26 protein-coding genes are annotated in these 25,945 nt (G+C 54.5%); 9 read left to right on the top strand and 17 right to left on the bottom strand.

The features are described from left to right. The first annotated feature begins 264 nt into the window (after positions 1–264). On the top strand, positions 265–582 hold the full coding sequence (locus LVD14_RS10555; protein ID WP_237134047.1) for a DUF6316 family protein: 318 nt from the start codon (positions 265–267) through the stop codon (positions 580–582). On the opposite strand, the gene LVD14_RS10550 is transcribed toward LVD14_RS10555, so the two are convergent. Beyond that, the gene (locus tag LVD14_RS10550; RefSeq protein ID WP_237134046.1) at positions 570–1,496 is read right to left on the bottom strand and encodes an alpha/beta fold hydrolase; all 927 of its coding nucleotides are present in this window, start codon (positions 1,494–1,496) and stop codon (positions 570–572) included. The genes LVD14_RS10555 and LVD14_RS10550 overlap by 13 nt on opposite strands. A 95-nt stretch (positions 1,497–1,591) precedes the next feature. Between LVD14_RS10550 and LVD14_RS10545 the strand changes: the two genes are divergently transcribed. Beyond that, a complete protein-coding gene (locus LVD14_RS10545) occupies positions 1,592–2,527 on the top strand; it encodes a DUF6502 family protein (protein ID WP_237134045.1) in 936 nt (311 codons plus the stop codon). After that, entirely contained in the window at positions 2,520–3,416 is an 897-nt protein-coding gene (locus tag LVD14_RS10540) for a hypothetical protein (RefSeq protein ID WP_237134044.1), read from the top strand. Before LVD14_RS10545 ends, LVD14_RS10540 begins: the two co-directional genes overlap by 8 nt. A 20-nt stretch (positions 3,417–3,436) precedes the next feature. Here LVD14_RS10540 and LVD14_RS10535 read toward each other — a convergent pair whose 3' ends face one another. Then, positions 3,437–4,270 carry a transporter gene (locus tag LVD14_RS10535; RefSeq protein ID WP_237134043.1) on the bottom strand — a complete coding sequence of 278 codons (834 nt, stop codon included), beginning with the start codon at positions 4,268–4,270 and terminating at the stop codon, positions 3,437–3,439. An 18-nt stretch (positions 4,271–4,288) separates the two neighbouring features. Beyond that, positions 4,289–4,684, bottom strand: coding sequence for a peptide-methionine (R)-S-oxide reductase MsrB (gene msrB, locus LVD14_RS10530; RefSeq protein WP_237134042.1), 396 nt, complete (start codon positions 4,682–4,684; stop codon positions 4,289–4,291). A gap of 117 nt (positions 4,685–4,801) precedes the next feature. On the opposite strand from msrB, the gene LVD14_RS10525 reads away from it, so the two are divergent. Continuing rightward, on the top strand, positions 4,802–6,019 hold the full coding sequence (locus tag LVD14_RS10525; protein ID WP_317622733.1) for a pyridoxal phosphate-dependent aminotransferase: 1,218 nt from the start codon (positions 4,802–4,804) through the stop codon (positions 6,017–6,019). 2 nt (positions 6,020–6,021) lie between these two features. Here the strand turns inward: LVD14_RS10525 and LVD14_RS10520 are convergent, their stop codons facing one another. The 9 genes from LVD14_RS10520 to LVD14_RS10480 form a co-directional block, all read right to left on the bottom strand. Continuing rightward, positions 6,022–7,191 (bottom strand): 4-phosphoerythronate dehydrogenase, encoded by a 1,170-nt coding sequence (locus LVD14_RS10520; RefSeq protein WP_237134040.1) that lies wholly within the window; start codon positions 7,189–7,191, stop codon positions 6,022–6,024. Between the two features lie 50 nt (positions 7,192–7,241). Continuing rightward, complete coding sequence (locus LVD14_RS10515) at positions 7,242–8,174, bottom strand: 5'-3' exonuclease H3TH domain-containing protein (RefSeq protein ID WP_237134039.1); 933 nt, start codon at positions 8,172–8,174, stop codon at positions 7,242–7,244. Then, positions 8,171–8,413, bottom strand: coding sequence for a sulfurtransferase TusA (tusA, locus tag LVD14_RS10510; RefSeq protein WP_237134038.1), 243 nt, complete (start codon positions 8,411–8,413; stop codon positions 8,171–8,173). Before tusA ends, LVD14_RS10515 begins: the two co-directional genes overlap by 4 nt. 25 nt (positions 8,414–8,438) lie before the next feature. Continuing rightward, positions 8,439–8,657, bottom strand: a complete 219-nt coding sequence (locus LVD14_RS10505) for a YheU family protein (protein WP_237134037.1) — start codon at positions 8,655–8,657, stop codon at positions 8,439–8,441. A gap of 2 nt (positions 8,658–8,659) precedes the next feature. Beyond that, positions 8,660–9,490, bottom strand: coding sequence for a tRNA 2-thiocytidine(32) synthetase TtcA (gene ttcA, locus LVD14_RS10500; protein ID WP_237134653.1), 831 nt, complete (start codon positions 9,488–9,490; stop codon positions 8,660–8,662). A gap of 71 nt (positions 9,491–9,561) precedes the next feature. Then, entirely contained in the window at positions 9,562–11,703 is a 2,142-nt protein-coding gene (gene fadB, locus LVD14_RS10495) for a fatty acid oxidation complex subunit alpha FadB (RefSeq protein WP_237134036.1), read from the bottom strand. A gap of 115 nt (positions 11,704–11,818) precedes the next feature. Then, on the bottom strand, positions 11,819–12,889 hold the full coding sequence (rfbB, locus tag LVD14_RS10490; protein ID WP_237134035.1) for a dTDP-glucose 4,6-dehydratase: 1,071 nt from the start codon (positions 12,887–12,889) through the stop codon (positions 11,819–11,821). A 16-nt stretch (positions 12,890–12,905) separates the two neighbouring features. Beyond that, complete coding sequence (locus tag LVD14_RS10485) at positions 12,906–14,057, bottom strand: glycosyltransferase family 9 protein (RefSeq protein WP_237134034.1); 1,152 nt, start codon at positions 14,055–14,057, stop codon at positions 12,906–12,908. A gap of 48 nt (positions 14,058–14,105) precedes the next feature. Continuing rightward, on the bottom strand, positions 14,106–16,070 hold the full coding sequence (locus LVD14_RS10480) for an adenylate/guanylate cyclase domain-containing protein (protein ID WP_237134033.1): 1,965 nt from the start codon (positions 16,068–16,070) through the stop codon (positions 14,106–14,108). 101 nt (positions 16,071–16,171) lie between these two features. Between LVD14_RS10480 and LVD14_RS10475 the strand changes: the two genes are divergently transcribed. From LVD14_RS10475 to LVD14_RS10465, 3 genes are read left to right on the top strand one after another with little or no spacing between them, the layout of a single operon-like run. Next, positions 16,172–16,855, top strand: coding sequence for a methylamine utilization protein (locus LVD14_RS10475; protein WP_237134032.1), 684 nt, complete (start codon positions 16,172–16,174; stop codon positions 16,853–16,855). Continuing rightward, positions 16,855–17,769 (top strand): DUF3034 family protein, encoded by a 915-nt coding sequence (locus LVD14_RS10470; RefSeq protein WP_237134031.1) that lies wholly within the window; start codon positions 16,855–16,857, stop codon positions 17,767–17,769. Before LVD14_RS10475 ends, LVD14_RS10470 begins: the two co-directional genes overlap by 1 nt. Beyond that, a complete protein-coding gene (locus LVD14_RS10465) occupies positions 17,766–18,239 on the top strand; it encodes a group I truncated hemoglobin (RefSeq protein ID WP_237134030.1) in 474 nt (157 codons plus the stop codon). The genes LVD14_RS10470 and LVD14_RS10465 overlap by 4 nt, the downstream gene beginning before the upstream one ends. On the opposite strand, the gene LVD14_RS10460 is transcribed toward LVD14_RS10465, so the two are convergent. The 3 genes from LVD14_RS10460 to LVD14_RS10450 form a co-directional block, all read right to left on the bottom strand. Further along, on the bottom strand, positions 18,208–18,696 hold the full coding sequence (locus tag LVD14_RS10460) for a regulatory protein RecX (RefSeq protein ID WP_237134029.1): 489 nt from the start codon (positions 18,694–18,696) through the stop codon (positions 18,208–18,210). The genes LVD14_RS10465 and LVD14_RS10460 overlap by 32 nt on opposite strands. After that, positions 18,686–19,747, bottom strand: coding sequence for a recombinase RecA (gene recA / locus LVD14_RS10455; RefSeq protein ID WP_237134028.1), 1,062 nt, complete (start codon positions 19,745–19,747; stop codon positions 18,686–18,688). Before recA ends, LVD14_RS10460 begins: the two co-directional genes overlap by 11 nt. Before the next feature lie 103 nt (positions 19,748–19,850). Next, the gene (locus LVD14_RS10450) at positions 19,851–20,363 is read right to left on the bottom strand and encodes a nicotinamide-nucleotide amidohydrolase family protein (protein ID WP_237134027.1); all 513 of its coding nucleotides are present in this window, start codon (positions 20,361–20,363) and stop codon (positions 19,851–19,853) included. 234 nt (positions 20,364–20,597) lie between these two features. Here LVD14_RS10450 and mutS point away from each other — a divergent pair, with 234 nt between their 5' ends. Both mutS and fdxA read left to right on the top strand, forming a co-directional pair. After that, positions 20,598–23,219, top strand: a complete 2,622-nt coding sequence (mutS, locus tag LVD14_RS10445) for a DNA mismatch repair protein MutS (RefSeq protein WP_237134652.1) — start codon at positions 20,598–20,600, stop codon at positions 23,217–23,219. A gap of 88 nt (positions 23,220–23,307) precedes the next feature. Continuing rightward, positions 23,308–23,631 carry a ferredoxin FdxA gene (fdxA, locus tag LVD14_RS10440; protein ID WP_237134026.1) on the top strand — a complete coding sequence of 108 codons (324 nt, stop codon included), beginning with the start codon at positions 23,308–23,310 and terminating at the stop codon, positions 23,629–23,631. Between the two features lie 62 nt (positions 23,632–23,693). Here the strand turns inward: fdxA and LVD14_RS10435 are convergent, their stop codons facing one another. Together LVD14_RS10435 and LVD14_RS10430 are read right to left on the bottom strand one after the other, a co-directional pair. Further along, a complete protein-coding gene (locus LVD14_RS10435) occupies positions 23,694–24,536 on the bottom strand; it encodes a sigma-70 family RNA polymerase sigma factor (protein WP_237134025.1) in 843 nt (280 codons plus the stop codon). A 180-nt stretch (positions 24,537–24,716) separates the two neighbouring features. Next, positions 24,717–25,847, bottom strand: coding sequence for a peptidoglycan DD-metalloendopeptidase family protein (locus tag LVD14_RS10430; protein WP_237134024.1), 1,131 nt, complete (start codon positions 25,845–25,847; stop codon positions 24,717–24,719). Between the last annotated feature and the right edge of the window lie 98 nt (positions 25,848–25,945).

The following is a 25,945-nucleotide window of genomic DNA, read 5'->3' as shown; positions in this document are numbered from 1 at the left end:
TAGTATCAACGGTGTTTATGGGCTTACTATTCCGATTTCCATCAAACATTTCAATGGCTTAAGTGAAAACCGGGTAAATTTGAAGAGCGCGATTGTCCCATATCACCGCTGTTTATTCAATAAATAATCGCTGACAGTCAGGGATGGCGGGCATTCGCGACGTTTTACAAATTATTTTCAGAAGAGGGATATTTTTGCCTGAACATCTGGTCTACTATCCAAGTCAGTACTAAACAAAAACACAACAACAAACTGGTGATCAACATGTACACGCCCGTCACCCTGAATAACGGCAGTCTCGCAACCGATAAAACTGAATCCGCGACCAGCGGAACAACCAGCGCCGTACGCGCAGGTGACCGTGTCTCGGTAGAGCACGCACGCACCGATCGGCTATTCAGCAAGTCAGGACTCTGGTACTTCCGAACGCGTGAAGGAAAAGATGTGGGCCCGTTCCGTTACCGAACCGAGGCAGAGCTGATGTTGACACGCTTCATTCAGGACCTGGCTGCCCAGCAGCAACCGGTCAGCACCAAACCACATTTTCGAATAAGCGCACAGCTTGGACGTCAATCCCGCTGACACAATGCCTGCCGGCAGGCCCGAAAGATATCATCAGCACTCGTCGTAAAGAACAGATGACCCTGTCTGGCCACCGTGTGTAACACGGCGCCGGACAGAACGGCATGCAGCCGCAGTGCTGAACATGGCACAGACAGTGTATCCGCCCCACCCTGCCATAAATGCACCGGCGCAACGACGCCTGCCGGATCAAAATCCCACTTGCGAAAACTCATCGCACTGTCGAAGGCCACGCCACGCCCACCCTGACGCGAGGCTTCCAGAGCATCCTGCCTGAGAATTCGTCGCACACCAGGATTATCGAACTGCTTACGGTCGGAATAACAGAGCCGCTCGCGAGCACGATCCATATAGTGCTCCACCCGTCTTGACAGCAGTGAGTGACGTAGATAAATGGCGCCTCTCAAGCCGGCAAGTAGAATGCGAGACAGGGCGGACTCCGAATCCGGCATCACCGGAAAGGGTGACATCATATTCACTGAACTGACCCGATTCGGGTACCGTTGTGCAAATGCCAGAGCGAATGGCCCGCCTCCAGCCCAGGACAGCAGAGCGACTGACTCCAGGTCGAGATGGTCAATCAGAGCAATCAGATCAGTATTAAATTGGGAATGCCCCGTGAGAGGCCGGAAACTTGAGAGACCGATGCCCGGACGATCTACGGCGATCAGTCTGAAACCTGCGGCAACTGCAGCCTCATGTAGCAATTGCCCTTCCAGGCGCGAACCGCCCTGGCTATGAAAATACAGCACGGGATATCCGTGACGGCGTCCAAATTCAGACCAGGCCAGCTGTCCGCCAGCCGCCAGCGACAGACAACGCGTGCGACCATTTACCGCGCTGTTGGCAGGCGTGTCGACTTGCTCGCCGGGATTTCCCAGCGTGCGGCGCTCTTCTCGGACTGGAACTAACATACTTCACCTGTGTCTGGGTACGACTGAATAGTAAGTGGGAATTTTTCCCACGTCAATACTACCAATGGCTATACTGCCTGAGTAGGACGAATTTTATGTGGGATTTATTCCCACCCAGCGTTATACTCCAGCGCATGAGTGGAAATTCAACAACGCCCAATAGCCCGACGCCTCCAGGACAACCGCCGGAAACGCTGGTCAATGCCATTCGCAAACTGGTTCGACCACTGGTCAAATTGCTGTTGTCATTCCAGATCACCTACCCCTATCTGATAAATCTCCTGAAAACCGTGTACGTAGAAGTGGCCGAAACGGAATTTCCGGTTGCCGGGAAACGCCCGTCAGACAGCCGGATCACACTTCTTACGGGAGTTCACCGAAAAGACGTCAAACGCCTGCGTTCCGAGCACACCGACAACGCCCCACTGTCACGCACTGTCTCCACTGGCGCGCAAATGATCGGTCATTGGATGGGCGACACGCGATTCTGCGACAGTGAGGGTCATCCACTGCCGCTGCCTCTGGCCGCCACTGGCGAAGAACCAAGTTTCGAAGAGCTGGTGGAACGCGTCTGCCGCAAGGACATTCGCCCACGCGTCATACTCGACGAATGGCTGCGCCTGGGTGTGGCGACGCTTGATGAAACAGACAAAGTGATACTGGATACCGGGGCATTTACCCCCCATCAGGGCTTTGACGAGAAGGCATTCTTTTTTGGCAAGTCACTGCATGATCATATCAGTGCAGGCACCCACAACCTTTTGAACAGAAAACCACCGATGATGGATCGTACCGTGTACTACGATCAACTCAGCGAAGCGTCAGTCGAAGAGCTTCAGGCGCTGGCTGAACAGCTTGGTATGCAGGCCCTGATTGCTGTCAACCAGCGTGCGCTGGCGCTGCAGCAGCGTGATAAAGCGTCCCACGTCACAAACTCGACAAAAAGTCATCGCAGCTACCGTATGAATTTCGGTATTTTTCATTACAATGATCTGCAAGAAGATCAGGTCAAGGATCCCGACCATGGCTAAAGCCATACTAGCGCTGCGTCATTACCCGGTTGCCCTGCTGGCAGCCCTGCTGCTGTTCGCCTGCAGCCTGATTATCGCTACCCAGAGCGTCGGTGTACTGCGTGCCATCCCGGGTGGTGACGATCAGGGAAGCGGCATGGGCGGTACCGGTAAAACCGGCCAGTTCGGCGATAGTGGCCTGGGCGGCACGGGCTCGCCAAACCCATTTCTGGGTGGAATTGATACAGATGACACCGAGCCTGACAGCTCTGAGCCGGAATCCAGATCTCCCATTGAGTCTCAGCCAGAAACGACAGAGCCACTGCAAAGCCGGGAGGCGTGGCCGGCTCCATGGATGCAGCGCCAGGATCAGCTCGCAGTTGGCGCACCCGATGCGATGGCGCCCGCGATAGAACTGCAACGCACTCCATTACCGCAGGATCCGTTCCGCCAGCCAGACACTGAACAGGTTGATCCCGATGCATTGCGGATTTTCGATCCCGATTCAGCGGAGCTGCCTCCGCACACCCGTCGCATGCTGGATCTTGCGGAGCAGACTACTGTTGAGCAGGCACCGCTGGAAATCAATCTGACTGTTCCCGAGCTGCCTGATGTCATCGATACTGAGGCGCTGGCACAGGAAACTGTCATCACACCTGCCAGACAAACTGCGCCCGAAAATCTGGACGAGGCTGACTCTACTGAGCGGCCTGAGCTGTACCAGGTAGTGGATCATCTGTCTGACAATTCAGAGTTGCCGGATGAGCAGCAAGCAGCGGACGGTGAAATTGACCGGCGCGCATCTCCTGAGCGCATACAGCGCCCCGAGCTGCCACCATTCCAGCGCATCAGGCCAGCCATCGATCGCGCCGCAGTAACAGCACCACGTCCGCAGCCGATGCGAATCTAGTCCTGGAATTAAGATCCTGGTTACCAGCGAACGCTCAATTGAGTGCCGATCGCCAGATCGGCACTGTCGTTCGTGAAACCCTCAACCAGATACATCATGACTGACCAGCGTGGGTCCGGGCTCCAGCTCAGATGCGGAATGAGCTCGTGCGTGTCACCTGTAAACTCTGAGACAGCCCCTCTGAAGTCGTATATGAGACCACCCTGCCAGTTTTCAGCCAAGGGGTAGGAAAGTCCGACTGAGACCACCCAGCTATTGCGCAAGTCCTGGAATACCGGGCTGGCTTGTCGATACTTCCATGCCAGTGTCGCGAACAAGGTCATCGGACCTGCGACCTGATACGCATCCAGCTGCAGTGTGCCGTCAAGTTTACCGGTGCCCAGACCACGCTTTTCGTCTGCTGTGGGCAGCTTTAGCTCAAAGCCGATATCAAAAAAAGGCAGGCTCTCAGAAACTGCAGGAAGCTCGTAGGTGTAAGAAACCAGCACATCGCCAACGCCTCGTTCTGATACGCGCCCTCCACTGTCGTCCCCTACCCGGCCTACATTGACCAGAATGTTGCCGGGGCCGCTGATTTCCACCATCGGAGCAGTGGCTTTCAGACGCCAGTTGGAACCATCAATCTCGTGAGAAACAGGCATATAGCGTATGCGGGTGGAGGAATCTTCGCCGTATTTCCCGCGACTGTAATACAGGGCTATAGCCGTAGTATGCCCTATCGACGCAGGCGAGTCTGACTCAATCAACGATGCCGCTGCTTCATCGGCGGCCTGCGCCACGGCATCGGATGTTCCGGCAACTGCGACTGCCAATACCATCAGGACAGCACATTGCGATTTTGCATGTGACAACATTGGCAGCCTTGATCTTCCTTATCGTGGTCGCAGGTTCAGCGCAGCGGAGTTGATGCAGTAGCGCAGCCCAGTCGGCGGTGGACCGTCAGGGAAAACGTGTCCCAGATGAGCATCGCAGTTGGCACACAGGATCTCTGTACGCGCCATGCCCAGCGAATGGTCTGCACGCTCTGTGACCGAGCTGCTGTCGACTGGCTGGTAGTAGCTTGGCCAGCCGGAACCAGAATCATACTTGGTTTCAGAATCAAACAACGCAGCATCACAGACGACGCAATGATAGACACCGGGCGTTTTGCAATCCCAGTACTTTCCGGTGAATGCTGGCTCGGTTCCGCAGTCGCAGACGATTCTGTAGGTATCAGCATCCAGTTTTTCTTTCAGTGCTGCCTTGTTGTCAGTCACCTTGTCACTCATGTTCTGTCACCTCAGGGTGGTGTAATTCGGAAATTTATAAAATACGTGCCTCTATCATTTTTTTGACGTCAGTTTACAATATCCGGCCTCAAGGCACATCCTGGAAACGGAGATATGATCAAGATAGGCCAATCGGACAAACTCGCCAAAGTCTGCTATGACATCAGAGGCCCGGTACTCGAAGTTGCCAAGCAACTTGAGGAAGAAGGCAACCGAATTCTGAAGCTGAATATCGGTAACCCGGCTCCTTTCGGCTTCGAGGCACCCGACGAAATCCTGCAGGACGTGATTCGAAATCTGTCCAATGCACAAGGCTACAGTGATTCAAAAGGGCTGTTTTCAGCGCGTAAAGCGATCATGCAGGAGTGCCAGCAGCTTGGCATTGACGGCGTCGACATTGATGACATCTATCTCGGTAACGGCGTCAGCGAACTGATAGTCATGGCCATGCAGGCACTGCTTAACAATGGTGACGAGGTTCTGGTGCCCGCACCGGACTATCCATTGTGGACGGCAGCGGTCAGCCTCGCAGGGGGCAACCCAGTGCACTACATCTGTGACGAGCAGGCCGACTGGTTTCCTGACATCGCGGACATCGAAAAGAAAATCACGCCCAAAACGCGTGCGATGGTCATTATTAACCCGAATAACCCCACAGGTGCCGTCTACAGCCCTGAATTGCTACTCGATCTGATACGAGTTGCCCGTAAGCACAAGCTGATTATTTTTTCTGACGAGATTTACAGCAAGATTCTGTACGACGATGCAGTGCACACACCCATTGCATCTCTCTGTGACGATTTGTTCATAGTGACATTCAACGGCCTCTCCAAGTCATACCGACTGGCTGGCTTCCGTTCTGGTTGGATGATACTTAGCGGCGCCAGAGAGCAGGCAACAGGTTATATAGAAGGACTGGAAATACTTTCCAACATGCGTCTATGTGCCAACGTACCTGCTCAATTTGCTGTGCAGACAGCACTGGGAGGCTACCAGAGCATTAACGAACTGATCATTCCAGGTGGCCGTCTCAGGGATCAGCGTGACGCAGCTTACAATGCCCTGGTCAGCATTCCGGGCGTCAGCTGTGTGAAACCCAAGGGGGCTATTTACATGTTCCCCAAACTGGACCCGTCAACTTACTCGATTATTGATGACCAGCAATTCATCCTGGAGCTGTTGGAGAAAGAGAAAATTCTGCTGGTGCAGGGTAGCGCGTTCAACATAGAGGACACCCAACACCTGCGCATCGTTTTCCTGCCCACTAAAGATGTTCTGCAGCAGGCGATGGACAAAATAGAGCGTTTCCTGAGCAAGTGGGCGCAATCACACTAGTGCTAAGCCTGTAGTACAAAACCTGCGGCATGTAACCAGCCCGCTACCTGCGGGCTTAGTCCGGCGGCATGAACATGGCTGGCGGAAAACTCACGTCTGCCGACCAGCTGACTGCGCAGCCTGTCAAAGACTATCGCGCCCTCATCGTGGGAAGCTTTATTGTACTGGAGCCTGAAAGTAGCAGCGACACGTGCTGGTGAAAATGCGCGCAGCAGGTAATCTGCAAATACGGCCGAGTCACTACCCTGCCCTGGCTGTCTGCCCGACCCTGCAGCCGTTTCGTAACGCGAGTCATGAACGACGCAGGGCAATCTGCTGACTGAAGCCAGGGATGCCGGCAAGTCAAAATGGTTCACCAGTGCTTTCAGAATGCGTTGTGTCGCGGCCAGTTTTGCTTCAACGCTGTAACCTGCAATATGTGGTGTCGCAAGACTTGCGGCATTGACAACATCACGGGACGGGTTCGGTTCGTTGTGCCAGACATCAAGGATCGCGACAAAGTGACGTTGTTTCGTCAAGTGAGTCAGCAATGCCTCGTCGTCGACAACCTCTCCCCGTCCGGCATTGATTAAGATAGCGTCAGGTCGCATCTTTGAGAACGCTTCGGCATTCATCATGCTGCGGGTCGCATGAGGGCCATCATGTGTCAACGGAGTGTGGAGACAGACAACATTGGCCTGCAGGGCCTGCTCGAATGAGACGTACTCAAGTCCGTCGACATTCTGTTGAAATGGGTCGCAACCCACGCAGCTGATGCCCAGCGCTTTCAGGCGCCTTGCCAGCAGCCCCCCCACATGACCAACACCAACAATCGCAATACTCGCAGCCCACGGATCGAAACCGGCACTACGAATCTGCTCGGCAAGACAGGCCAGTACATAGTCAGTGACTGCACCGGCATTTGCACCGGCGGCATCAGCCAGGTAAATATCATTGGAAGTTAGCCAGTCTATATCAATATGATTAGTACCACTGGTGGCGGTTCCGACAAAACGGACTCGACTTCCGGCCAGTAGTTCGGCATCGACTGTCGTAATAGAACGAACCAGCAAAGCATCCGCATCACGCAGATCAGCACTGACGATATCTCTGCCCGACTTCATGACCAGTTCGATGTCTTTGGCCCGCCACTTATCCAGTGCCAGTATGTTCTGGTCAGCAACTATTTTCATCGCAGCCCCTTAGTAATTAAACAAGCCAAATTTTCAAACTACGTACTACGTCAGACAATGCCGCCGTCCAGCTGTCGAATCAATCGTTGTGTCTCTTTCTCGTCAATCGCGAGAGACCTTAACAGATCGGTAAAGCCCGGCTGATCAAAACCACGCGCGAGCAGTGCTTCTGGCTTAACGGCTGCAAATGGCTCAGCGCAGTCTTCAGAATGGCAACAGACTATTCGTGCCAGCTGTCTGCTCAATTGTGCCTGCTCATGGTGAGTTTCCAGCTTCTGTTGGCAGCTTCTGGCACCGCGAAAACCAAGGCTCGCAACTGAGTCGATCTCGTTGTACAGCACATCAAGGTCACTGTAAGCCTGCAGCAAATGACGCGCTGCAACTGGCCCCAGGCCTGGTACGCCCGGTATGCAGTCAATACTGTCACCCACCAGCCCCAGATAACAGGGGAACTGCTCCGGCCAGATGCCAAAGCGCAACTGTATGTCATCACGGTTGCGAAAGGTCTGGGACTGAAAATCCCAGATCCTGTCCTGCTGTCGAAGCAGCAGTTGCGACAGATCCTTGTCCCGGCTGACTATGGTAACTGGCTGCTCATCAGCTGCCTTTATACATAGTGTGCCGATAATATCGTCAGCTTCAAACTGGCGACTGCCAAATGCACTTACACCCAGGGTCTCACACAAGTGGAAACACGCATCAAGCTGAAGCGCAAGATTGTCGTCAGGTAAAACGCGATTGGATTTGTAGGCTGGATACAGCTGGTGTCGAAAACCAGAGAACAGGCTCTGATCAAACGCCACAGCGACCAGAACCTCATCGTGGCGACGCCTGAGCTGTCGCAGAAAACGTATGAGAAAACGGGCGAAACCGACAAATGCACTGCGATCACTGCCATCTGTAGCGTAGGCAACTGTTGCCGGAGAGAAGTGTGCCTGAAAGATATAAATCGACGCGTCAACCAGATACAGCGGCGCGTTCATTCGCTTTTCCTGATCAGGTAGCGATAACGACCTTCGGCTTCAGTTTGATCAAGCAGCTCGTGTCCCAGGAACATGCAGAATTTTGGAACATCCCTTGTCGTGGACGGATCGGTGGCCAGCAATTCAAGCACGTCTCCGGATTGCATATCACGAATACGGTTGTGAAGCATCATCACAGGCTCGGGACAAAAAAGTCCCGATGCGTCGAGGTGATGATTGATGGGTATTTCCTTGCTCATATAAGCTGTATCTTTCTGTTTCGGCTCATGGCCGCCGTCCATCCGCCGCCACGATATTGCATGTTTCGCTATCGGGATCGAAGTCGATTCTGGCCTCACCCCGTTTCAACTGCAGGCGAACCTGAGCAACTTTGTCAGCCAGCGAATAGTCGTGCCAGCCGTACTCGGTACCCTCACGCGAAACGAACTCTTCGATCAATGCAGTCAGTGTGTCTTCAGGCAATGCCTGCCAGGGTATATCCATAATCAGGCAACATTGATCGCCTGGATCCGGTTGAACGATTCCCGATCCAGCTTCAGGTCGCGGAATGGAAACAAGCCCGTATCGGCGAGCTGCGACGGTTCCACATTGGCAATGCTGCGGAAAATGTTATCAATTCGGCCTGGCCACTGCTTTTCCCATGCCTGCAGCATGGCCTTCATTTCCTGCCGCTGCATGTTGTCCTGCGTGCCACACAGATTGCACGGGATGATAGGAAAACCACGCAATTTCGCATAACGCGCAATATCTTTCTCGGCAACATAAGCCAGCGGACGGATCACAATGTTCTGCTTGTCATCACTCAACAGTTTCGGAGGCATGGCTTTCAGTTTGCCACCAAAAAACATATTCAGAAACAGCGTTTCAACGATGTCGTCCCGGTGATGACCCAGCGCAATTTTGGTCGCACCAATCTGACGGGCGTAGGTATACAGGTTGCCGCGCCGCAAGCGGGAGCAAAGGCCACAATAGGTTTTGCCCTCGGGTGTTTTCTCTTTCACAATCGAGAATGTGTCCTGCTCAATGATATGGTAGTCGACGCCAATAGACTCCAGATATTCAGGCAGTACATGCTCGGGGAAACCCGGCTGCTTTTGATCGAGATTCACAGCCTTGATTTTGAAATCAATGGGAGCATGTTTCTGCAGGTGCAGCAGAACATCCAGCATGGTGTAGGAGTCTTTACCACCGCTGAGGCAGACCATGACAAAATCGCCATCCTCGATCATATTAAAATCAGCGATGGCGCGGCCAACGTCCCGTCGCAGACTCTTACGGCAGCGATTGAGACGTTTTTCGTCCGTTTTTTGTGCGATGCCAGGCGCCTCTGATGCACACGCCAATGTGTGACTCTGACTGGCCTCAATGTATTCCACAGCTTTCACCCTCAGTAAAACGTTTTGCCGGCAGCAGCCATCTCTCTCAACCCACTGGTGGGATGATAAAGCGGTCCCAGCTCTGCATACTTGTCTGCCATCTGGCAGAACGCGGCAACACCCATATTATCAATAAACCGCAATGCCCCGCCCCGAAACTTCGGAAAGCCCAGACCCAGCAGCAGGCCCATGTCCACCTCAACCGCAGAGCTGACAATATTGTCTTCAAGGCAGCGTACAGCCTCAAGACACAGAGCGACCATCATACGCTCCTGGATCTCCGCATCCGAAAGCGATTGCTGACCTGTCTGCAGTGGCTGCAGCGTCTTCAATATCTGCTCATCGAAGACCTTGGTGGGTCGCCCACCGCCGCCGGTTTCGTATTTATAGAAGCCCAGACCGTTTTTCTGACCATAATGTCCCAGCTCGTAAAGGTGATCGATTGCCGTTGTGAAGTCATAGCTCATCCGATCCGGGAACCCCTCCTCCATGACTTTCATGCAGTGCGAAGCGGTGTCGATACCTACAACGTCCAGCAGGTACGCCGGCCCCATAGGCCAGCCGAAGGCTTCCATGACACGATCTACTTCGCGCAGGTCTGCCCCGTCCCGCAGCAGCTGACAGAAGGCACCGAAATAGGGAAACAAGATACGGTTTACCAGAAATCCAGGGCAGTCGTTCACAACGATGGGCATCTTGCCCAGGGACAGCGCGTAGCCAACAGTTTTGGCAATCGCAGCGTCCCCGGTTTTCTCTCCGCGAATGACTTCAACCAGCGGCATCAATGGGACCGGATTGAAGAAGTGCATGCCGCAGAAGTTCTCAGGACGCTTCAATGCCTGGGCCAGACGAGTGATTGAAATCGTTGAGGTGTTGGAGGTCAGCACGCTGTTATCCGGCGTACTGCTCTCGACTTCGGCCAACACCGCCTGTTTGACTTTGGGGTTTTCAACGACAGCCTCAACCACCAGGTCTACCTGGTCGAAACCTGCATAATCCAGCGTAGGACTGATCGCAGACAGAACCTTTTTTGCCTTGGCGCTGTCCATGCGACCCCTGTCGACCTGTTTGGCCAACAATTTGTCTGCCTCTTGCAGACCGAGATCCAATCCCTGCTGGGCGATATCTTTCATTATGATGGGAGTGCCACGTAAAGCCGATTGATAGGCGATACCACCACCCATAATGCCAGCACCCAGCACAGCTGCCTTTTTCACAGGGCTGACGTCGCGAGAGAGCTTTTTGGCACGCGATTTCAGGAACTGGTCATTCAGGAACAGCTGAACCAGATTGCCAGCCACCTCACTGCGCGCCAGTCTTACAAAGGCCTGGTTCTCATGGCGCAGCGCATCGTCACGCTGTTTGGTAGCGCCATCCCACATTGACTGCACGGCCGTTTCCGCTGCTGGATAGTTGCTGCCAGCGTCTTTGCGCGTTCGCGCCATGCCGGCCGAAAAAACCTTTTCAAGACTCGCCGGGCTAAGCGTCACGGGAGAGGTTTTCTGTTTGCGGCGCTCCCAGATATCCAGCTCTCCAGACAGTGCCTGCTCGATCACTTCGATGGCTGCATCTTCAAGCGCATCTGATGTTACCAGCACGTCCAGCGCGCCATCGCTGAGCGCCTGCTCCGCCTTTACGTGGCGGCCGCTGCGTACCATGTCAATTGCCGGATCAGCGCCCAGCAGACGCAAGGCTCTGACAGTGCCGCCAAAACCGGGGCAGATCCCCAGATTGACTTCCGGGAAGCCTAGCACGGCTGCCTCGCTGCCGACACGATAATCGGCCGCCAGACACAGCTCAAAGCCACCGCCCAGAGCCATGCCGTTGATCGCAGCAACCGTTGGGATGGGCAGATCCTCCAGCGCATCAAAAACGGCGTTCGCGCCTGCAACCCATTCAAGCAGTTCGGACTCAGACAACTTGAATTTGTCAGTGAACTCCTTGATATCGGCACCGACAATGTAGCTGCTTTTGCCACTGACACAAATGACACCGGTGGCATCACTGGCTGCAATGGCTTTTATGGCGGCGTCCAGCTCCGAAAGCATCAGTGCATTAAAAACATTGACGGAGGAGTCAGGCAGATCAAAACAGAGTCTCGCAATCCCCGACTCGAGTTTACTGACCTCTATGCCCTTGCCTTGATAAATCATTAGACTTCTCCTGCAAATATTTGTTTTAAATGCTGTTTTAAAATCTTGCCCATACACTGAATTACGCGGCGCAATTATAAGCCAATTCAGCGCCCGCCGCAGTGCTTCCGGCTTGTCAGTTACTGTCGCCCAGGCGGTCAAGCTGATAATCGCCTGACAGCACACGCCCCCACCAGGTGGCATTTTCAAGGTACCACTTCACCGTACTGCGTAATCCGCTCTCAAAGGTTTCTCTTGGCACCCAGCCCAATTCCCGCTGGATTTTGGACGCGTCTATCGCATAACGCAGATCGTGGCCTGGCCGGTCCTTTACAAAAGTAATCAGACTGGCATGCGGCGTGACTGGCGACTGTGGGTGTAGCTCATCCAGCAGTTCGCAGATCGCTTTAACAACATCGATGTTCTGTTTCTCGTTGTGACCGCCGATATTATAGGTCTCACCGGGTATGCCCTGCCGCACGACCAGATGCAGAGCCCTGGCATGATCCTCAACATGCAGCCAGTCACGCACCTGTTTTCCGTCACCGTAAACTGGCAGGGGTTTGCCGTGTATGGCATTCAGAATGATGTGGGGAATCAGCTTCTCTGGAAAATGATAGGGACCGTAATTATTCGAACAGTTGGTGACAATGACAGGTAAGCCATAGGTTCGACGCCAGGCTCTGACCAGATGATCTGAACTTGCCTTGCTGGCGGAGTAAGGGGAGCTCGGCGCATACGGTGTCGACTCGGTAAACAGTTCATCAGGCCCCTCAAGGTCGCCGTAGACCTCATCGGTCGAGATGTGATGAAAACGGAACTGTGATTGTCGGTCCTCAGGTAGCTGATTCCAGTACGACCGCACAGCTTCAAGCAGGGTATACGTCCCCACAATATTGGTTTCAATAAAGGCTGCCGGACCATCTATCGATCTGTCCACATGACTCTCGGCCGCCAGATGCATCACTGCATCGGGCTGGAAGTCTGCAATCAACTGATCCATGGCCTGCCGGTCGCAGATGTCCTGCTGTGCAAACTGGTAGCGGGGATCGGCGCTGACAGCGGCCAGTGACTCCAGGTTGCCTGCATAGGTCAGCTTGTCGACATTCAGGACGAAGTCCGAGCTGTGCTGTATGATCTGCCGCACGACGGCTGAGCCGATAAATCCCGCCCCGCCTGTGACCAGTATGCGTAACGATTTTTCCATGTTGTTTGTTCGCTCCCTACCCTTTCTGCTTGATTCGGACGTCTTGAGACCTGATCTCGGACACGCTGCCGTCTGCCGCTGATTCAACAGCTGCGTTCACCTCAGGAACACTCTCCAGAACTTCATCACTCTGGATGGTCGATAGGCAGGCATATGCCTGACGACAATGGTGGCGTGTACAGTCGCTAAGACAAACATGCCGGTGCTGAATGACCCTGGTCTGTGGACCGAGCGGCCGCCATATGGCCTCGATTGTGGGACCGAAGATTACCACACCCGGCAAGCCCAGCGCAGAGGCCAGATGCGAAGGGCCGCTATCGTTTCCGACAATAAAGGCGGCAGCGGCAAACAATTCGGCCAGTGATTTGAGATCAAGGCGGTCACAAAGGTCTGTACACTGCCTGTGGCTCTCTCCCAAACCCGCCAGCACGGCTGTGTTGAGCGCTGCGTCACCGGCGCCGGCACCGATCAAAACGACATGGTAACCACGTTCAATGACACGCAAAGCCAGTTCAATAAAGCTGGCAACTGGCCATCTCTTATAGTGTTTACTTGCGCCGGCGTGAATGATGAACAGCGGTCGATCAGATTGTCCGGATTCCAGGGCAGGTACTTGAGCGGTGACGCTTGATAATACTGGATAGGCCTTGTCACTGGGAACTGGCAGCGCAAGCTGGCTGAAGATTTCCCGGTAGGCGTACCAGATCGACCTTTCTCCGGCAGCTCGATTGGCACGTTCAACCTGCAGATATTTGTGAAAACCAAACTGGTAACGCGCTTCAGTACTGCTGACCCTGAACCTGGCGGCCGAAAGATGAGCAAGACGGTGACTGACTGAGTCTTCTTCAATTGTGAAGGCGAGATCCGCCTGAAATCTTCTGATAGAACGCACACACGCGAGCCATGCCCTGGCAGCTTTCAGGCGCTGCCGGCGAGCCTTGAGCAACTGTCGAGGATAATATACAAAGTGCACACCGGGTGCCTGAAAGGCTGGCTCGAAAAGCTCCCGAAAACCGCTATCCAGCACCAGCAGCAGCTCGATTCCCTCATCGGCGCAATATGAAACCAGATGTTGAATATGCTGACCTGACAGCAGCAGATTGCCTAAAAACTTGGTGGGATTGATCAGCGCAATTCTTCGGCCACGCTGCATCCAGGCAGGGTCCATTATCTTGCTTGTATCTGCGGTCAAATCAACATCGCCCACTGTCTCGGCTCATTTACCGGTATGTCTAAAAACGGGATCCCAGTGCTCATCGGCCATGTCTGCCTGCGTGCGGATACGCTCAAGGTAAAGCTCGTAAAGCTGGATGTTGGATGCCGGGTGAGCCTTCTCCACCAGCATGGCGATTATACCAGCCGCCTCCTCGCCCTGTCCCTGACGATAACAATCCAGAGCTTTGTTGAACTGTTCTACCTGATCAATCTCACCCTGAGACAGTGTGTCCCTGTGCGCTACGGGTTCAAACAGCTTGACCGGCTTTTCGCGGCCAGACACCGTAACCAGATCAATATCACGCCAGACTATCCGGTTGTCAGGATCTGCAGCAACACGTGTCTGCTCACTGATTAGTGCCGCAAGATTGTAGAAGCGTGTCAGGCCTTCAAGGCGTGCAGCAAGATTGACTGCATCCCCGATCACGGTGTAGTTGAGTCGGTCTGATGAGCCTATGTTGCCGGCAACGACATGCCCTGTGTGAACACCAATTCGTACAGAAATGGAGACCGGAAACTCATAGGCACGCAGCATTTCGTTGATAGCAGGCAGCTCAGCCTGCATTGCCATCGCACACTCAAGAGCCCGCTGGTGGTCGTCGGCGTGAGAAACAGGAGCACCGAACACCGCCATCACAGCATCCCCGATAAATTTGTCAACGATACCACCGTGCTGATCAACAACACGGCATAGCCCCTCGAGACAGGTATTAAGTACTGAAATTAATTGCTGCGGGGGAACACGCTCGCCAAGAGCAGTAAAACCTGCGATGTCCGCGAACAGGATGCTTACTTCTCTGTCCTCGCCGCCAAGCTCAATCTGCCGGCTGAGAAGTTCATCCGCGACCCCTTTAGAAACTACTTTGCCGAGCAGGTCCCTGACCTTCTCTTTTTCTGCCAGCCCGTTGGCCATGCGCTCAACGGCGCGCTCCAGCTCGCCTACTTCATCTTTACCGGTCACCACCCTGTCGCCGTCGGCCAGTTGGTACTGTCCACGTTCAATCTGTTCCACGCGCGTGGCGAGCCGCAAAACCGGCCGGGTAAAACCTCTGGCCAGCACAAACACTGCCAGAAGACTTATGCTGACAATGGCAATCGAAAAGTCCAGCAGGCGTTGCTGCAATACCTGCAGGTTCTCCTGATTCTCCCGGTAAGATCGCTGAACGACTGCGAGAATGGCTGGCGTCTCAGTATCCCCACTTGCCAGTTGCCGGACCTGGGTGCCAAAACTTTCCGTAGCCAGGCTTACACGCTGAGTCTCGTTCATCAGCGACGGTTCCAGGCGTTCCGCCAGCAGCCGGCGGTTTTCGCCTTCAAGACTGGAAGCAACCACCTCCAGTGCAGTTGCATTTACCTGGTCAGGACGATGGCGCAGTATCGATATCTCGGAAGCGGTGCTGCGTCGGATCTCTCTGACAAAACTCTCGTCCAGCGGAAACCCGGCGAATATCCAGGCAACAGGTTGCGGCAGCATTAGAGGCACAACAGTGATCTGATAAGGGGTCTCTCCGACGATGAGAATCCGGTCGCCCTGCCCCTCTGGATGAGTGACCGCATTGTCCACAACCGCTCGCCAGTCAGCCGGCAAAGTCGAAAAACCCTGATCATGCGTATCAATAATGACTCGACCCTGCATATCACTGATGAGCATGAGATCAGCGGCCCCCTGAGAGCGGGCAAGAAGATTGGTGGCCGCATCACGAATGGTCATTGGGTCTGCGGCACCAAAGGCGTTCCGGAAGCCCCAGTCACGCGTGAGCGCATTACTGATGGTCAGCAGCGTGTTTTTATGGGATTCGACACTGTAGTCAAACACCTGAGTGCCGATATTCAGGTATGAGTTGATGGTTCTATCTGTGTAGCGAAGATTCTCCTGCTCGACAAACCAGTAGATAAGGGCAAGAACCGGCAGTATCAGTACCAGGAGAAACAATATCAATCGCGAACGAATACTGGTCAGGCTCATGAACTGCCACTTGGAAGGCTTATGGGCATTTACCCGATGCATTATCCTGTTATATCGTAGGGGAGTCACGTTTTGTGAACGAAATCAAACTGGAATTAATCATGACAAGACGGTATCTGGCTTGTTTCTCCGCATTTTGCCCCAACGCACGCAATCTCATAAACCCTCTGGCACTCGTTATCTCCTTCTGGATGGCCGCCGTCCCCTATAGCCATGCACAACTCAATATCGTGTTTATCGATACCGACGGCAACCCCGTCAAAGATGTCATCGCCGAACTGCAGGTTTCCCGAATAGAGACGGTCCCGCAGGAGATTGGCGTGATGGACCAGGTCAACCGTGCCTTTGTGCCGAATGTTTTGCTGATTGCGCGTGGACAACAGGTTAGATTTCCGAACAGCGATAACGTAAGGCACCACGTTTATTCTTTTTCGGATGTAAGACAATTCTCGACACCTCTGTACGCCGACGAAGAGGTAGATCCCATCCTGTTTGACCAGGCTGGAGTTGCGACGCTTGGCTGCAATATTCACGACAGCATGGTCGCCTATGTCTATGTCTCTGAGTGGCAGCACCGTTACCAGAGTGATGAGCTGGGCAGAATCAGTCTGGATAACAGCGGGGCCGATGTCATCCATGTATGGCACCCCTGGCTGCAGACACCCGAAAACCGGCAGGAGATTCCACTCACAGGCGCTTCCAACAACCAATTGACCATTGAACTGGATGTAAGAGATCCATCTCAGGTATTCGGTTTCCGGGCCATTCGCGAGGAGAATAGCTGATGCCAATGTTGTCTGGAGAACGCAATTTGCGAACCGGTCGTTCAGAGGCCGCCGGTCGCTGGCTGCTTCTGCCCCTGCTTGGCATCATGAGCGCTGGCTTTGCGATGACAGCCTCGGCACAGTTACTGGAAACAGCTGGCAGGCAGGGAAAAATTAAAGGCACTGGGGCCGTGAGCAGCATTTCAGGCGCCTCGGGAGGTGGTCTTACCCCTTGGGCTACACTGGGCACCTACGCGAGCGACGGGCAGCAGGGAGTCAACATTTTTCAATCACGGGCATCGGTCGATGACTATTCACTGGATGTGGTCGGTGGTGCCTTCAACTACGACGACAGAGTTGAGATTGCATACGCCAAACACGACTTCGAGATAGAAGCCGCCGGACTCCACATCCGCCAGGATAAGATATCTGCAAGATACAAGTTGCACGGCGACATCATTTACGGCAACGCTCCACAGATTACCATCGGCGTTGAACATGGCCAACTTCGCGACAAGGCGGTGGCGCGAGCTGTTGGGGCCGAACATACGGCTGGCACCGACTTCATTGTCAGCGCCGGTAAGGTCTGGCTGGACGGTATTGCCAACCGCAGCACACTGCTCAACGTGAATGTCCGTTACGGTGAGTCGAATCAGTTTGGCATTCTGGGCTACGGTGGTGATGCCAGCGGTAACAAATTTACAACTGAAGTTGCCGCCGCCATGTTTCTCACTCGCAGCATCGCCATCGGTGGCGAGTTCAGGCAAAAAGGCGACTACCTGTCTGCATTGAACGAGGATCATGCGCGTGACCTGTTCATCGCCTGGTTCCCCAATAAACATCTGTCGGTGACCGGAGCCTGGATCGATCTGGGTGATATAGCTGGCGCTACTGATCAACGCGGGTATTACATTTCAGTACAGGCAACCTTATGAGACGATTCACACAGTCACTGCTGACGACCGGTATCAGGGCGGCTCGCAATGCACAGCTTCTGACAACTTTGCTGGCGGCATTAGCGCTGGCCGCGTGTGCCAGCAATCAATCTGACGCAACCCTCTATGACGATCTGGGAGGCCAGCCGACAATTGATCGGATTGCTGATGAGTTCATCATGGAAATAGCATACGACGATCGCGTATTTCCGCGCTTTGCCGATTCAAACGTGCAAAGATTCCGCGAGAAAATCATCGAACATTTTTGCATGATTGCAAATGGCCCCTGTGTCTACACCGGGGACTCAATGGTGCAGACTCACACTGGCATGAATATAAGTGAAGCTGAGTTCAATGCGGTCGTGGAGGATCTTATTGCTGCCATGGATACTGTAGGTGTCAACATTGGCACCCAGAACCGTCTGCTAGCCAGACTTGCTACACTTCGCCCTCAGATTGCTGGTATCTGAGTTTCTGTAGATGGTTGCCGCGAAAGCCACGTGCCTGCGCAAAGCGCTCGAGTTTTGCCCAGGCCAGGGTGCCAGGTTGCGGTAAGGGGCTACCGAACCGTTTATTGACTGCTTTTTGCAGATTTTTTACCCATTCATTTTCATCGATGCTCAGCTCCTGAGAACTAATTTCATCCGGCACTCCTGCATTTTTGAGATGCAAGAAAATATACTGCGGCCCATAACCTTTATTGAATCGGGCACGCACGTAGGACTCAGCGAATCGTTGGTCAGAAAGCAAACCATCGTCCTGAAGAGTGGACAACACTGACTCCAGCAGCTGTGTTTCTGTCTCGGGGAATTTTTCAGTAAGCTTGCGCCGAAGTTCACTTACACTGTGTTCCCGTCGCGCCAGATAATCCATGGCGCGACGGCGTAAAGACACAGCAATCTTGCGGGTCTGATCGTCAGTCGACATCAGCTTCCTGCAACTCCTCCTGATCGCTGCCGCTCAACAGGGCATTTCCGCCAAGAAGCTGGGCGCGAATTTTGGTTTCCAACTCAGTGGCCAAAGCAGGATTTTCTTCAAGATAGACCGCGACATTTTTCTTGCCCTGACCGATCTTGTCGCCATTGTAAGCGTACCACGCACCTGACTTGTCGAGCAGGTTGAGTTTGACACCCAGGTCGATAATCTCTCCCATACGATAGATGCCCTTGCCGTACATGATCTGAAACTCTGTCTGACGGAATGGCGGAGCCACTTTGTTTTTGACCACTTTCACGCGTGTCTCGTTACCAACAACCTCATCGCCTTCCTTGATGGAGCCGATGCGGCGGATATCGAGGCGCACCGAGGCATAGAATTTGAGAGCGTTACCACCAGTGGTTGTTTCAGGCGAACCAAACATGACACCAATTTTCATTCGGATCTGGTTGATGAATATGACCAGCGTGTTTGAATTCTTAATGTTGGCAGTCATTTTTCGAAGGGCCTGCGACATCAGACGCGCCTGCAGTCCCATATGACTGTCACCCATCTCACCCTCGATCTCGGCCTTGGGCGTCAGGGCCGCAACCGAGTCCACAACAACAACGTCAACCGCACCGGAACGTACAACCATGTCACAGATTTCCAGTGCCTGTTCACCAGTGTCGGGCTGGCTGACCAGCAGATTCTCCACATCAACGCCCAGATTGCCCGCATAAATCGGGTCCAGTGCGTGCTCAGCGTCGATAAATGCACAGGTTCCTCCGGCCTTTTGACACTCAGCAATAACCTGCAGCGTCAGTGTCGTCTTACCCGAAGATTCCGGGCCGTAAATCTCGACGATGCGTCCTCTGGGAAGACCGCCGATACCCAGCGCCACATCGAGGCCCAGCGAACCAGTGGAAATGGCCGGGATTGCTTCACGTCCCTTGTCCCCCAGACGCATCATTGAGCCTTTGCCGAATTGCCGCTCGATTTGCGATAATGCGGCGCTCAGCGCTTTTTCCTTATTGGGATCTCGATTCTGTGCATCAGCCATTGCTTGTATCCTGTTGTTAAAATCAGTTGTTGAGAATTAAATACCGGACTTGTCAGGTATTAAAGCAGACATATACTGTATATTCAACCAGTAGTATTAAAAATTAAGCTTCCTGCAGCCATTCCAGCAGCCCACCCAGCGCCGCAATCACAGCCTGTCGCCGTATCTGTTCACGATCTCCATCATAGACCTGGCAGGATGTGCGCATCTCGACATTGTCTCTGCTGCCCCGGCAGGCCCAGGCTATCCAGACAGTGCCGACTGGTTTTCGCTCCGATCCACCACCGGGACCGGCAATACCACTGGTGGCGATCGCGAAATCTGCGGCAGAAGCCTTGAGGGCGCCCGTCGCCATATGACGCACGGTCGGTTCGCTCACAGCTCCCGGCGCCTGTTCGCCTTCCAGGCACTCCAGGGGCACTTCCAGCAGACGATGCTTGGCAGAGTTGGCATAGGTAACCAGCCCAAGACCAAACCAGCCGGAACTTCCGGGCACATCCGTCAGCGCGTGAGCAAGGCCACCACCGGTGCAGGACTCGGCAACGGTAACTGACTGGCCACGTCGGGAAAGTTCTCGGCCTATAGATTCAGCCAGCATGTAGATTTCGTTATCCATGCGCCGAAGTCTAACATCAATAAAGCGGTCTGCCGCATCACTTTGCAGTGCCCGCAGCCAACGCTGTTCGATGCCTCTCAGGTCTGCTAATCTGTGCCGCTTGCGAATGCAGTGATTCGACAGCGACGCCTGCAGATACCGATTGAAAGAATTTTGGCACCAGTACCCGTGACTCTCAAACCCAAGCAAACAGCTCCTGTGATTTCAGAAAAAGACCTACAGTCCCATACGCCGATGATGCAGCAGTTTTTGCGGATCAAGGCACAGCAGCCAGATCATTTGCTGTTCTACCGTATGGGCGATTTTTACGAACTTTTCTACGATGACGCCACTCAGGCTGCGGAGCTTCTGGACATCACACTGACAGCCCGGGGCAATTCCAACGGCAAACCCATCCCGATGTGCGGCGTACCCTATCATTCGGCAGAGCGCTACCTGGCAAGACTCGTGGAACTGGGTCGCTCCGTCGCTATCTGCGAGCAGATCGGTGACCCGGCCACCTCAAAGGGCCCGGTTGAGCGCCAGGTCGTCAGAATTGTCACACCGGGTACCGTCAGCGACGAAGCATTGTTGAAGGAACGCAGCGACTGCGTGCTGCTGGCAGTGACAGGCGTTCAGGATCATGGCGGCGCAGAGCACTTCGGCCTGGCATGGATGGATATCAGTGCCGGGCGCTTTCATGTCTGCGAAGCTGGCAGCCAGGAGTCCCTGTTGGCGGAACTTGAGCGAATCCGGCCAGCTGAAATCCTCTACAACGATGCTATCGAATTCCCGACAGCTGTGACCCAGCGTTCCGGCGCCCGCCGACGCCCTGTCTGGGAGTTTGATGCCGACAGCTGTCACCGGCTGCTGACCAGCCATTTTCAGACTCGTGACTTGCGTGGCTTTGGCTGTGAACACCTGCCACTGGCCATTCAGGCGGCGGGCGCCCTGCTCGGCTATGCAAAAGACACGCAACGATCCAGCCTGCCGCATATGCAGCGTCTGAGCGTTGAACAGCCCGACGATGCACTGATACTGGACGCTGCAAGCCGCAGAAACCTGGAAATCGATCGCAATCTCGGCGGCGGCAGCACCAACACACTGATGTCGGTAGTGGATCGCACCATGTCACCGATGGCTAGCCGATTGCTGAATCGCTGGCTCAACAGGCCGCTCCGAGATCGGCATGGCCTTCAGCTACGTCAACAGGCGGTCGCGGAGCTGCTGGCGGATTATCGATTTGAGACACTGCAGCCGATTCTCAAGCAGATTGGCGACACTGAGCGAATCCTGGCCAGGGTAGCTTTGCGATCAGCACGTCCCCGCGACCTGGCCAGACTGCGTGACGCACTGTCGGCACTGCCAGAACTGCAGGCACAGCTGCGGCCGATCCTCGCGCAGCGAGAGACGCCTCAGTTGGTAAACCTGCAAACAACAATCGCGGAGTTCCCCGAACTGGCGGAACTGTTGACGCGCGCAGTCATTGATAACCCCCCTGTTGTCATCCGCGAAGGTGGAGTCATCGCCGAGGGCTATGACGCCGAACTTGATGAGCTGCGGGCCCTTAGCAGTAATGCCGGACAGTACCTGGTTGATCTGGAGGTACGTGAAAAACAGAGAACCGGGCTCAGCACCCTCAAAGTCGGTTACAACCGGGTACACGGTTACTACATTGAAGTCAGTAAATCCCAGGCAGCGGAAATGCCTGCTGAATTCCAGCGCAGGCAGACGCTCAAGAATGCGGAGCGTTTCATCACACCCGAGCTGAAAACCTTTGAGGACAAGGTTCTGAGCGCCAACAGCAAAGCCCTGGCGAGAGAGAAGGCACTTTATGACGAATTGCTTGAGCGGGTAGCGACGCAATTGTCTGAACTTCAGGACAGCGCGCAGGCTCTGGCCGAGCTGGATGTGCTGTGCAATTTTGCCGAACGCGCCCTGAATCTGGATTGGGCGCAACCGCAACTGACCGAAGAAAGCGGGATTGCGATAGAACAGGGACGCCACCCGGTTGTTGAACAGGTACTTGAAACCCAATTTGTCGCCAATGACACCTCACTGGGTGAATCGCACGACATGCTCATCATTACCGGACCTAACATGGGTGGTAAATCGACCTATATGCGCCAGACAGCACTGATCGTGCTGCTGGCATATTGCGGCAGTCATGTGCCAGCCAGAGCAGCGCGCATTGGACCCGTTGATCGCATCTTTACGCGCATTGGTTCGTCTGACGACCTGGCGGGCGGGCGCTCCACCTTCATGGTGGAAATGACAGAGACCGCAAACATTCTGCACAACGCCACAGCGCAGAGCCTGGTGTTGATGGACGAGGTGGGACGCGGCACCAGCACCTTTGACGGGCTGTCGCTGGCCTGGGCCAGCGCCGTATACATCGCTGAACAGTTACGGGCAATGACACTGTTCGCGACGCACTATTTTGAGCTGACTGTGCTGGCTGATCAGTACCCGGCCATCGGTAACGTTCACCTGGACGCTACCGAACACGCCAACGGCATCGTCTTCATGCACAGCGTCAAACCGGGACCAGCCAATCAGAGTTACGGTCTGCAGGTGGCGCAACTGGCAGGTATTCCCGCAGAAGTGATCCAGCGGGCCCACCACAAGCTGCATGAGCTCGAACAGCAGGCGCTGCGTTCCAAGGATGCCGTCATGGACGCAGCCGACAACAGCCCTCCCAGTGGGAAGCGCCAAACACAGGCTGCCGCCAGCAAAAACCCGGCACAGAATGATCTTTTTGCACCGCAGCATCACCCGGCCCTGGAACTGCTGTCGGCCGCAGATCCGGACGCGCTGACACCGAGGCAGGCACTGGAGCTGATCTATCGTCTGAAGAAGCAGCTGCCGGGAACATGAAAACCCTCCTTGGCCCGGACGCCCCAGGTGACTTATAATGCCGCTTCACTTTTGACGCTGCACCGATTCAACAGGACTGGAATACAACATGACATTTGTAGTCGGCGAAAACTGCATTAACTGCAAACACACAGATTGCGTGGAAGTCTGCCCAGTGGACTGCTTCTATGAAGGCCCTAATTTCCTGGTCATTCACCCGGATGAGTGCATCGATTGCGCGCTGTGTGAGCCAGAATGTCCAGTAGATGCCATATTCGCTGAAGACGAGCTACCAGACGACCAGAAGCAGTTTCTGGAACTGAATGCGGAACTGGCAGAAAAATGGCCCAACATCACCCAGATGAAGCCACCGATGGAAGAAGCCGAAAAGTGGAATGGCGTCCCAGGAAAGATTGAGCACCTGGTCAAGTAAATCCGCCTGACTGCCGGCTTTCCAGCGCCTGGATCAACAGGCGCTGAACAGCCGCCGCAACATCAAAAAAATACCGAAATATCACATCCTTCCGAACTCGCCATGCTACGCAGGCGTCGGATCGCCTCCAGCTGCAGCTGCCTGACACGTTCGCGCGTCAAACCCACTTCCCTGCCGACGTTCTCAAGCGTATCGGCCTGATGGCCCAGCAAACCGAAACGGCGGATGATCACCTCACGTTGTCGCTCAGCTAGCGCCGCCAGCCAACGATGCAGGGTCAGCTGACGGGTACTGGCATGCAGTCTTTCCATCGGATCAGCGGAATTTGCCGCATCAATATCATCGCTCGCCACTTCGTCAGGATCTGGGGGACACTCTGTTGAGTCGAAGCTCGATTCATGACAGTCAAGCAGTGCATCCAACTGTGCCAGCGGTTTGCATAGCGCCTCAGCCAACTCGGCGCGACGTGGCTGACGCCCAAGCTCTGCGCCAAGTTCGCGCTCTGTCCTGAGACACAGACTGATTTCCTTGATGATATGCACAGGCAGACGCACATTGCGCGCGTAGTTCATGATCCCTCTCTCCACGTTCTGCTTGATCCACCAGGTTGCATAAGTAGAGAAACGGTAGCCTCGCTCCGGATCATATTTGTCGACAGCCCGAATCAGGCCAAGATTACCCTCTTCCACCAGATCCAGGAACGCCAGGCCGCGGCTGCGGTATTTGCGCGCAACACTCAGCACCAGCCTGAGATTGTGGCGGATCATTTCCCCGCGACTGAACATGTCCCCCTGACGTGCAGCACGCGCCAGTTTGACCTCATCGTCGTAGCTAAGCAGATTGATTGGAGTGACTTCACGAATGTAAGCGGATTCGGCATCCAATGCCGCAGAACGATATTCCATTACCTTGTTTTCCCCCTGATAGCATCTTTACAAGACCGCGCTCTTAAACGATCGATTGTTAAACGAACGATCGTTAAGCTATCACACGAGAGGATCGGCGCAAGGCCGGAGCGACACAATACTGGATCAGCCGGTTTAAATTGTGCGCAATCTCACAAAACAAGAAATACGCTGCTTCTTCTATCGCGAAGGAAGAAAACCGGTGGGGTCACTGGGTTTACCATCGACACGAACCTCGAAATGCAGCAGATCGCGTCCATCCGGGCCAGTGCCAATCTCTGCTATTTTATCGCCACCACGCACACTGTCGCCCTCACCCACCAGAACGCGACTGTTGTACATATAGGCGCTCAGGTGACGCGCACTGTGACGCAGGATGACCAGATTACCGGCACCCTGGATACCCTGCCCGGCATACACAACATCACCATCAGCAGCGGCGTATACTGGATTCCCCCGGGCACCAGCGATGTTGATACCACGGCGCGCCTGGGTGTCAGAGAAGGTACTTAACAGACGACCATCTGCAGGCCATTGCCATTGAACCCCATCCAGAGTTCTGGTGTTGATGCTTCCGGTGCGCCTGGCCGCAACAGATTCGCTGGGGCGCTGACCTTCCGAGCTGGCAATATTCTCACCAGCAGGTGATGCTGGAATGTCTGGCATGTTCGACAAAGCAGAGCTGGCTATTGCCTGGTCACTGACGATCAGCCGCTGACCAGGAAAAATGGTATAGGGCGGATTAAGGTTATTTACCAGGGCAACGGTTCTGACATCGAGATTATGGGTCCAGGCTATTGAGTAAAGAGTGTCGCCACGCGCTACAACATGCACTGCGCCAGGAGTCGGGCTCTGATTTGCAGCTGCCGCTCGGTCGGCAGCTGAGCTAACTGACTGCTGCTGAACCGGCGTGGAACTCTGCACATTCGATGAGGACAGTGGCGCCGGCGATGGGGCCGAAGGGCTCTGAGAAGATGAACTGCCCGCCGTCGAAGTATCGCTTGAAACCCTCCTTACACCACCGCCAATGGCAACCGGGCGAACCACAGTGGCAGCCGAGCCCACCTGCCCCTGACTGGTGCTGGCGCTCTGCGGGGCTGGCGAAGCCGTTGCGGGATTCCGTGCAACGCCGCTGCCACTCTGGCCGCTGCTGAGGATTTCCGCGCGCTGACGCTCAAGGTTGTTACTTCTGTCATCGACAGGCGCTTCATAGCTGCTGCTGCATGCCACCAGGAATGAAAGTGCTCCCGCCAGGCTCCACTGCAACCAGCCACGCTGGCGCGCCCCCTGGGCAACTCCGATGTACGACATACCACTCTCCTGCAGACTCACTGCGATGGAAGCTGTTGAGGCCGTCTGTTTACGGCACTGTGTGTATTTTGACGGTATTTTATTATGCGCGCGAGTTA

The organism is Pseudohongiella sp. O18, assembly GCF_021729085.1.
GTDB lineage: Bacteria > Pseudomonadota > Gammaproteobacteria > Pseudomonadales > Pseudohongiellaceae > Pseudohongiella.
Note: the sequence above shows the minus strand (reverse complement) of the source record. Positions and strands in the feature narration are given on the sequence as shown.

Coding starts and splice junctions, on each gene's coding strand:
- LVD14_RS10555 (WP_237134047.1), top strand. CDS start 265: ATGTACACGCCCGTCACCCTGAATAACGGCAGTCTCGCAACCGATAAA.
- LVD14_RS10550 (WP_237134046.1), bottom strand. CDS start 1,496: ATGTTAGTTCCAGTCCGAGAAGAGCGCCGCACGCTGGGAAATCCCGGC.
- LVD14_RS10545 (WP_237134045.1), top strand. CDS start 1,592: ATGTGGGATTTATTCCCACCCAGCGTTATACTCCAGCGCATGAGTGGA.
- LVD14_RS10540 (WP_237134044.1), top strand. CDS start 2,520: ATGGCTAAAGCCATACTAGCGCTGCGTCATTACCCGGTTGCCCTGCTG.
- LVD14_RS10535 (WP_237134043.1), bottom strand. CDS start 4,270: ATGTTGTCACATGCAAAATCGCAATGTGCTGTCCTGATGGTATTGGCA.
- msrB (WP_237134042.1), bottom strand. CDS start 4,684: ATGAGTGACAAGGTGACTGACAACAAGGCAGCACTGAAAGAAAAACTG.
- LVD14_RS10520 (WP_237134040.1), bottom strand. CDS start 7,191: ATGAAAATAGTTGCTGACCAGAACATACTGGCACTGGATAAGTGGCGG.
- LVD14_RS10515 (WP_237134039.1), bottom strand. CDS start 8,174: ATGAACGCGCCGCTGTATCTGGTTGACGCGTCGATTTATATCTTTCAG.
- tusA (WP_237134038.1), bottom strand. CDS start 8,413: ATGAGCAAGGAAATACCCATCAATCATCACCTCGACGCATCGGGACTT.
- LVD14_RS10505 (WP_237134037.1), bottom strand. CDS start 8,657: ATGGATATACCCTGGCAGGCATTGCCTGAAGACACACTGACTGCATTG.
- fadB (WP_237134036.1), bottom strand. CDS start 11,703: ATGATTTATCAAGGCAAGGGCATAGAGGTCAGTAAACTCGAGTCGGGG.
- rfbB (WP_237134035.1), bottom strand. CDS start 12,889: ATGGAAAAATCGTTACGCATACTGGTCACAGGCGGGGCGGGATTTATC.
- LVD14_RS10485 (WP_237134034.1), bottom strand. CDS start 14,057: ATGGACCCTGCCTGGATGCAGCGTGGCCGAAGAATTGCGCTGATCAAT.
- LVD14_RS10480 (WP_237134033.1), bottom strand. CDS start 16,070: ATGAGCCTGACCAGTATTCGTTCGCGATTGATATTGTTTCTCCTGGTA.
- LVD14_RS10475 (WP_237134032.1), top strand. CDS start 16,172: ATGACAAGACGGTATCTGGCTTGTTTCTCCGCATTTTGCCCCAACGCA.
- LVD14_RS10470 (WP_237134031.1), top strand. CDS start 16,855: ATGCCAATGTTGTCTGGAGAACGCAATTTGCGAACCGGTCGTTCAGAG.
- LVD14_RS10465 (WP_237134030.1), top strand. CDS start 17,766: ATGAGACGATTCACACAGTCACTGCTGACGACCGGTATCAGGGCGGCT.
- LVD14_RS10460 (WP_237134029.1), bottom strand. CDS start 18,696: ATGTCGACTGACGATCAGACCCGCAAGATTGCTGTGTCTTTACGCCGT.
- recA (WP_237134028.1), bottom strand. CDS start 19,747: ATGGCTGATGCACAGAATCGAGATCCCAATAAGGAAAAAGCGCTGAGC.
- LVD14_RS10450 (WP_237134027.1), bottom strand. CDS start 20,363: ATGGATAACGAAATCTACATGCTGGCTGAATCTATAGGCCGAGAACTT.
- mutS (WP_237134652.1), top strand. CDS start 20,598: ATGATGCAGCAGTTTTTGCGGATCAAGGCACAGCAGCCAGATCATTTG.
- fdxA (WP_237134026.1), top strand. CDS start 23,308: ATGACATTTGTAGTCGGCGAAAACTGCATTAACTGCAAACACACAGAT.
- LVD14_RS10435 (WP_237134025.1), bottom strand. CDS start 24,536: ATGGAATATCGTTCTGCGGCATTGGATGCCGAATCCGCTTACATTCGT.
- LVD14_RS10430 (WP_237134024.1), bottom strand. CDS start 25,847: ATGTCGTACATCGGAGTTGCCCAGGGGGCGCGCCAGCGTGGCTGGTTG.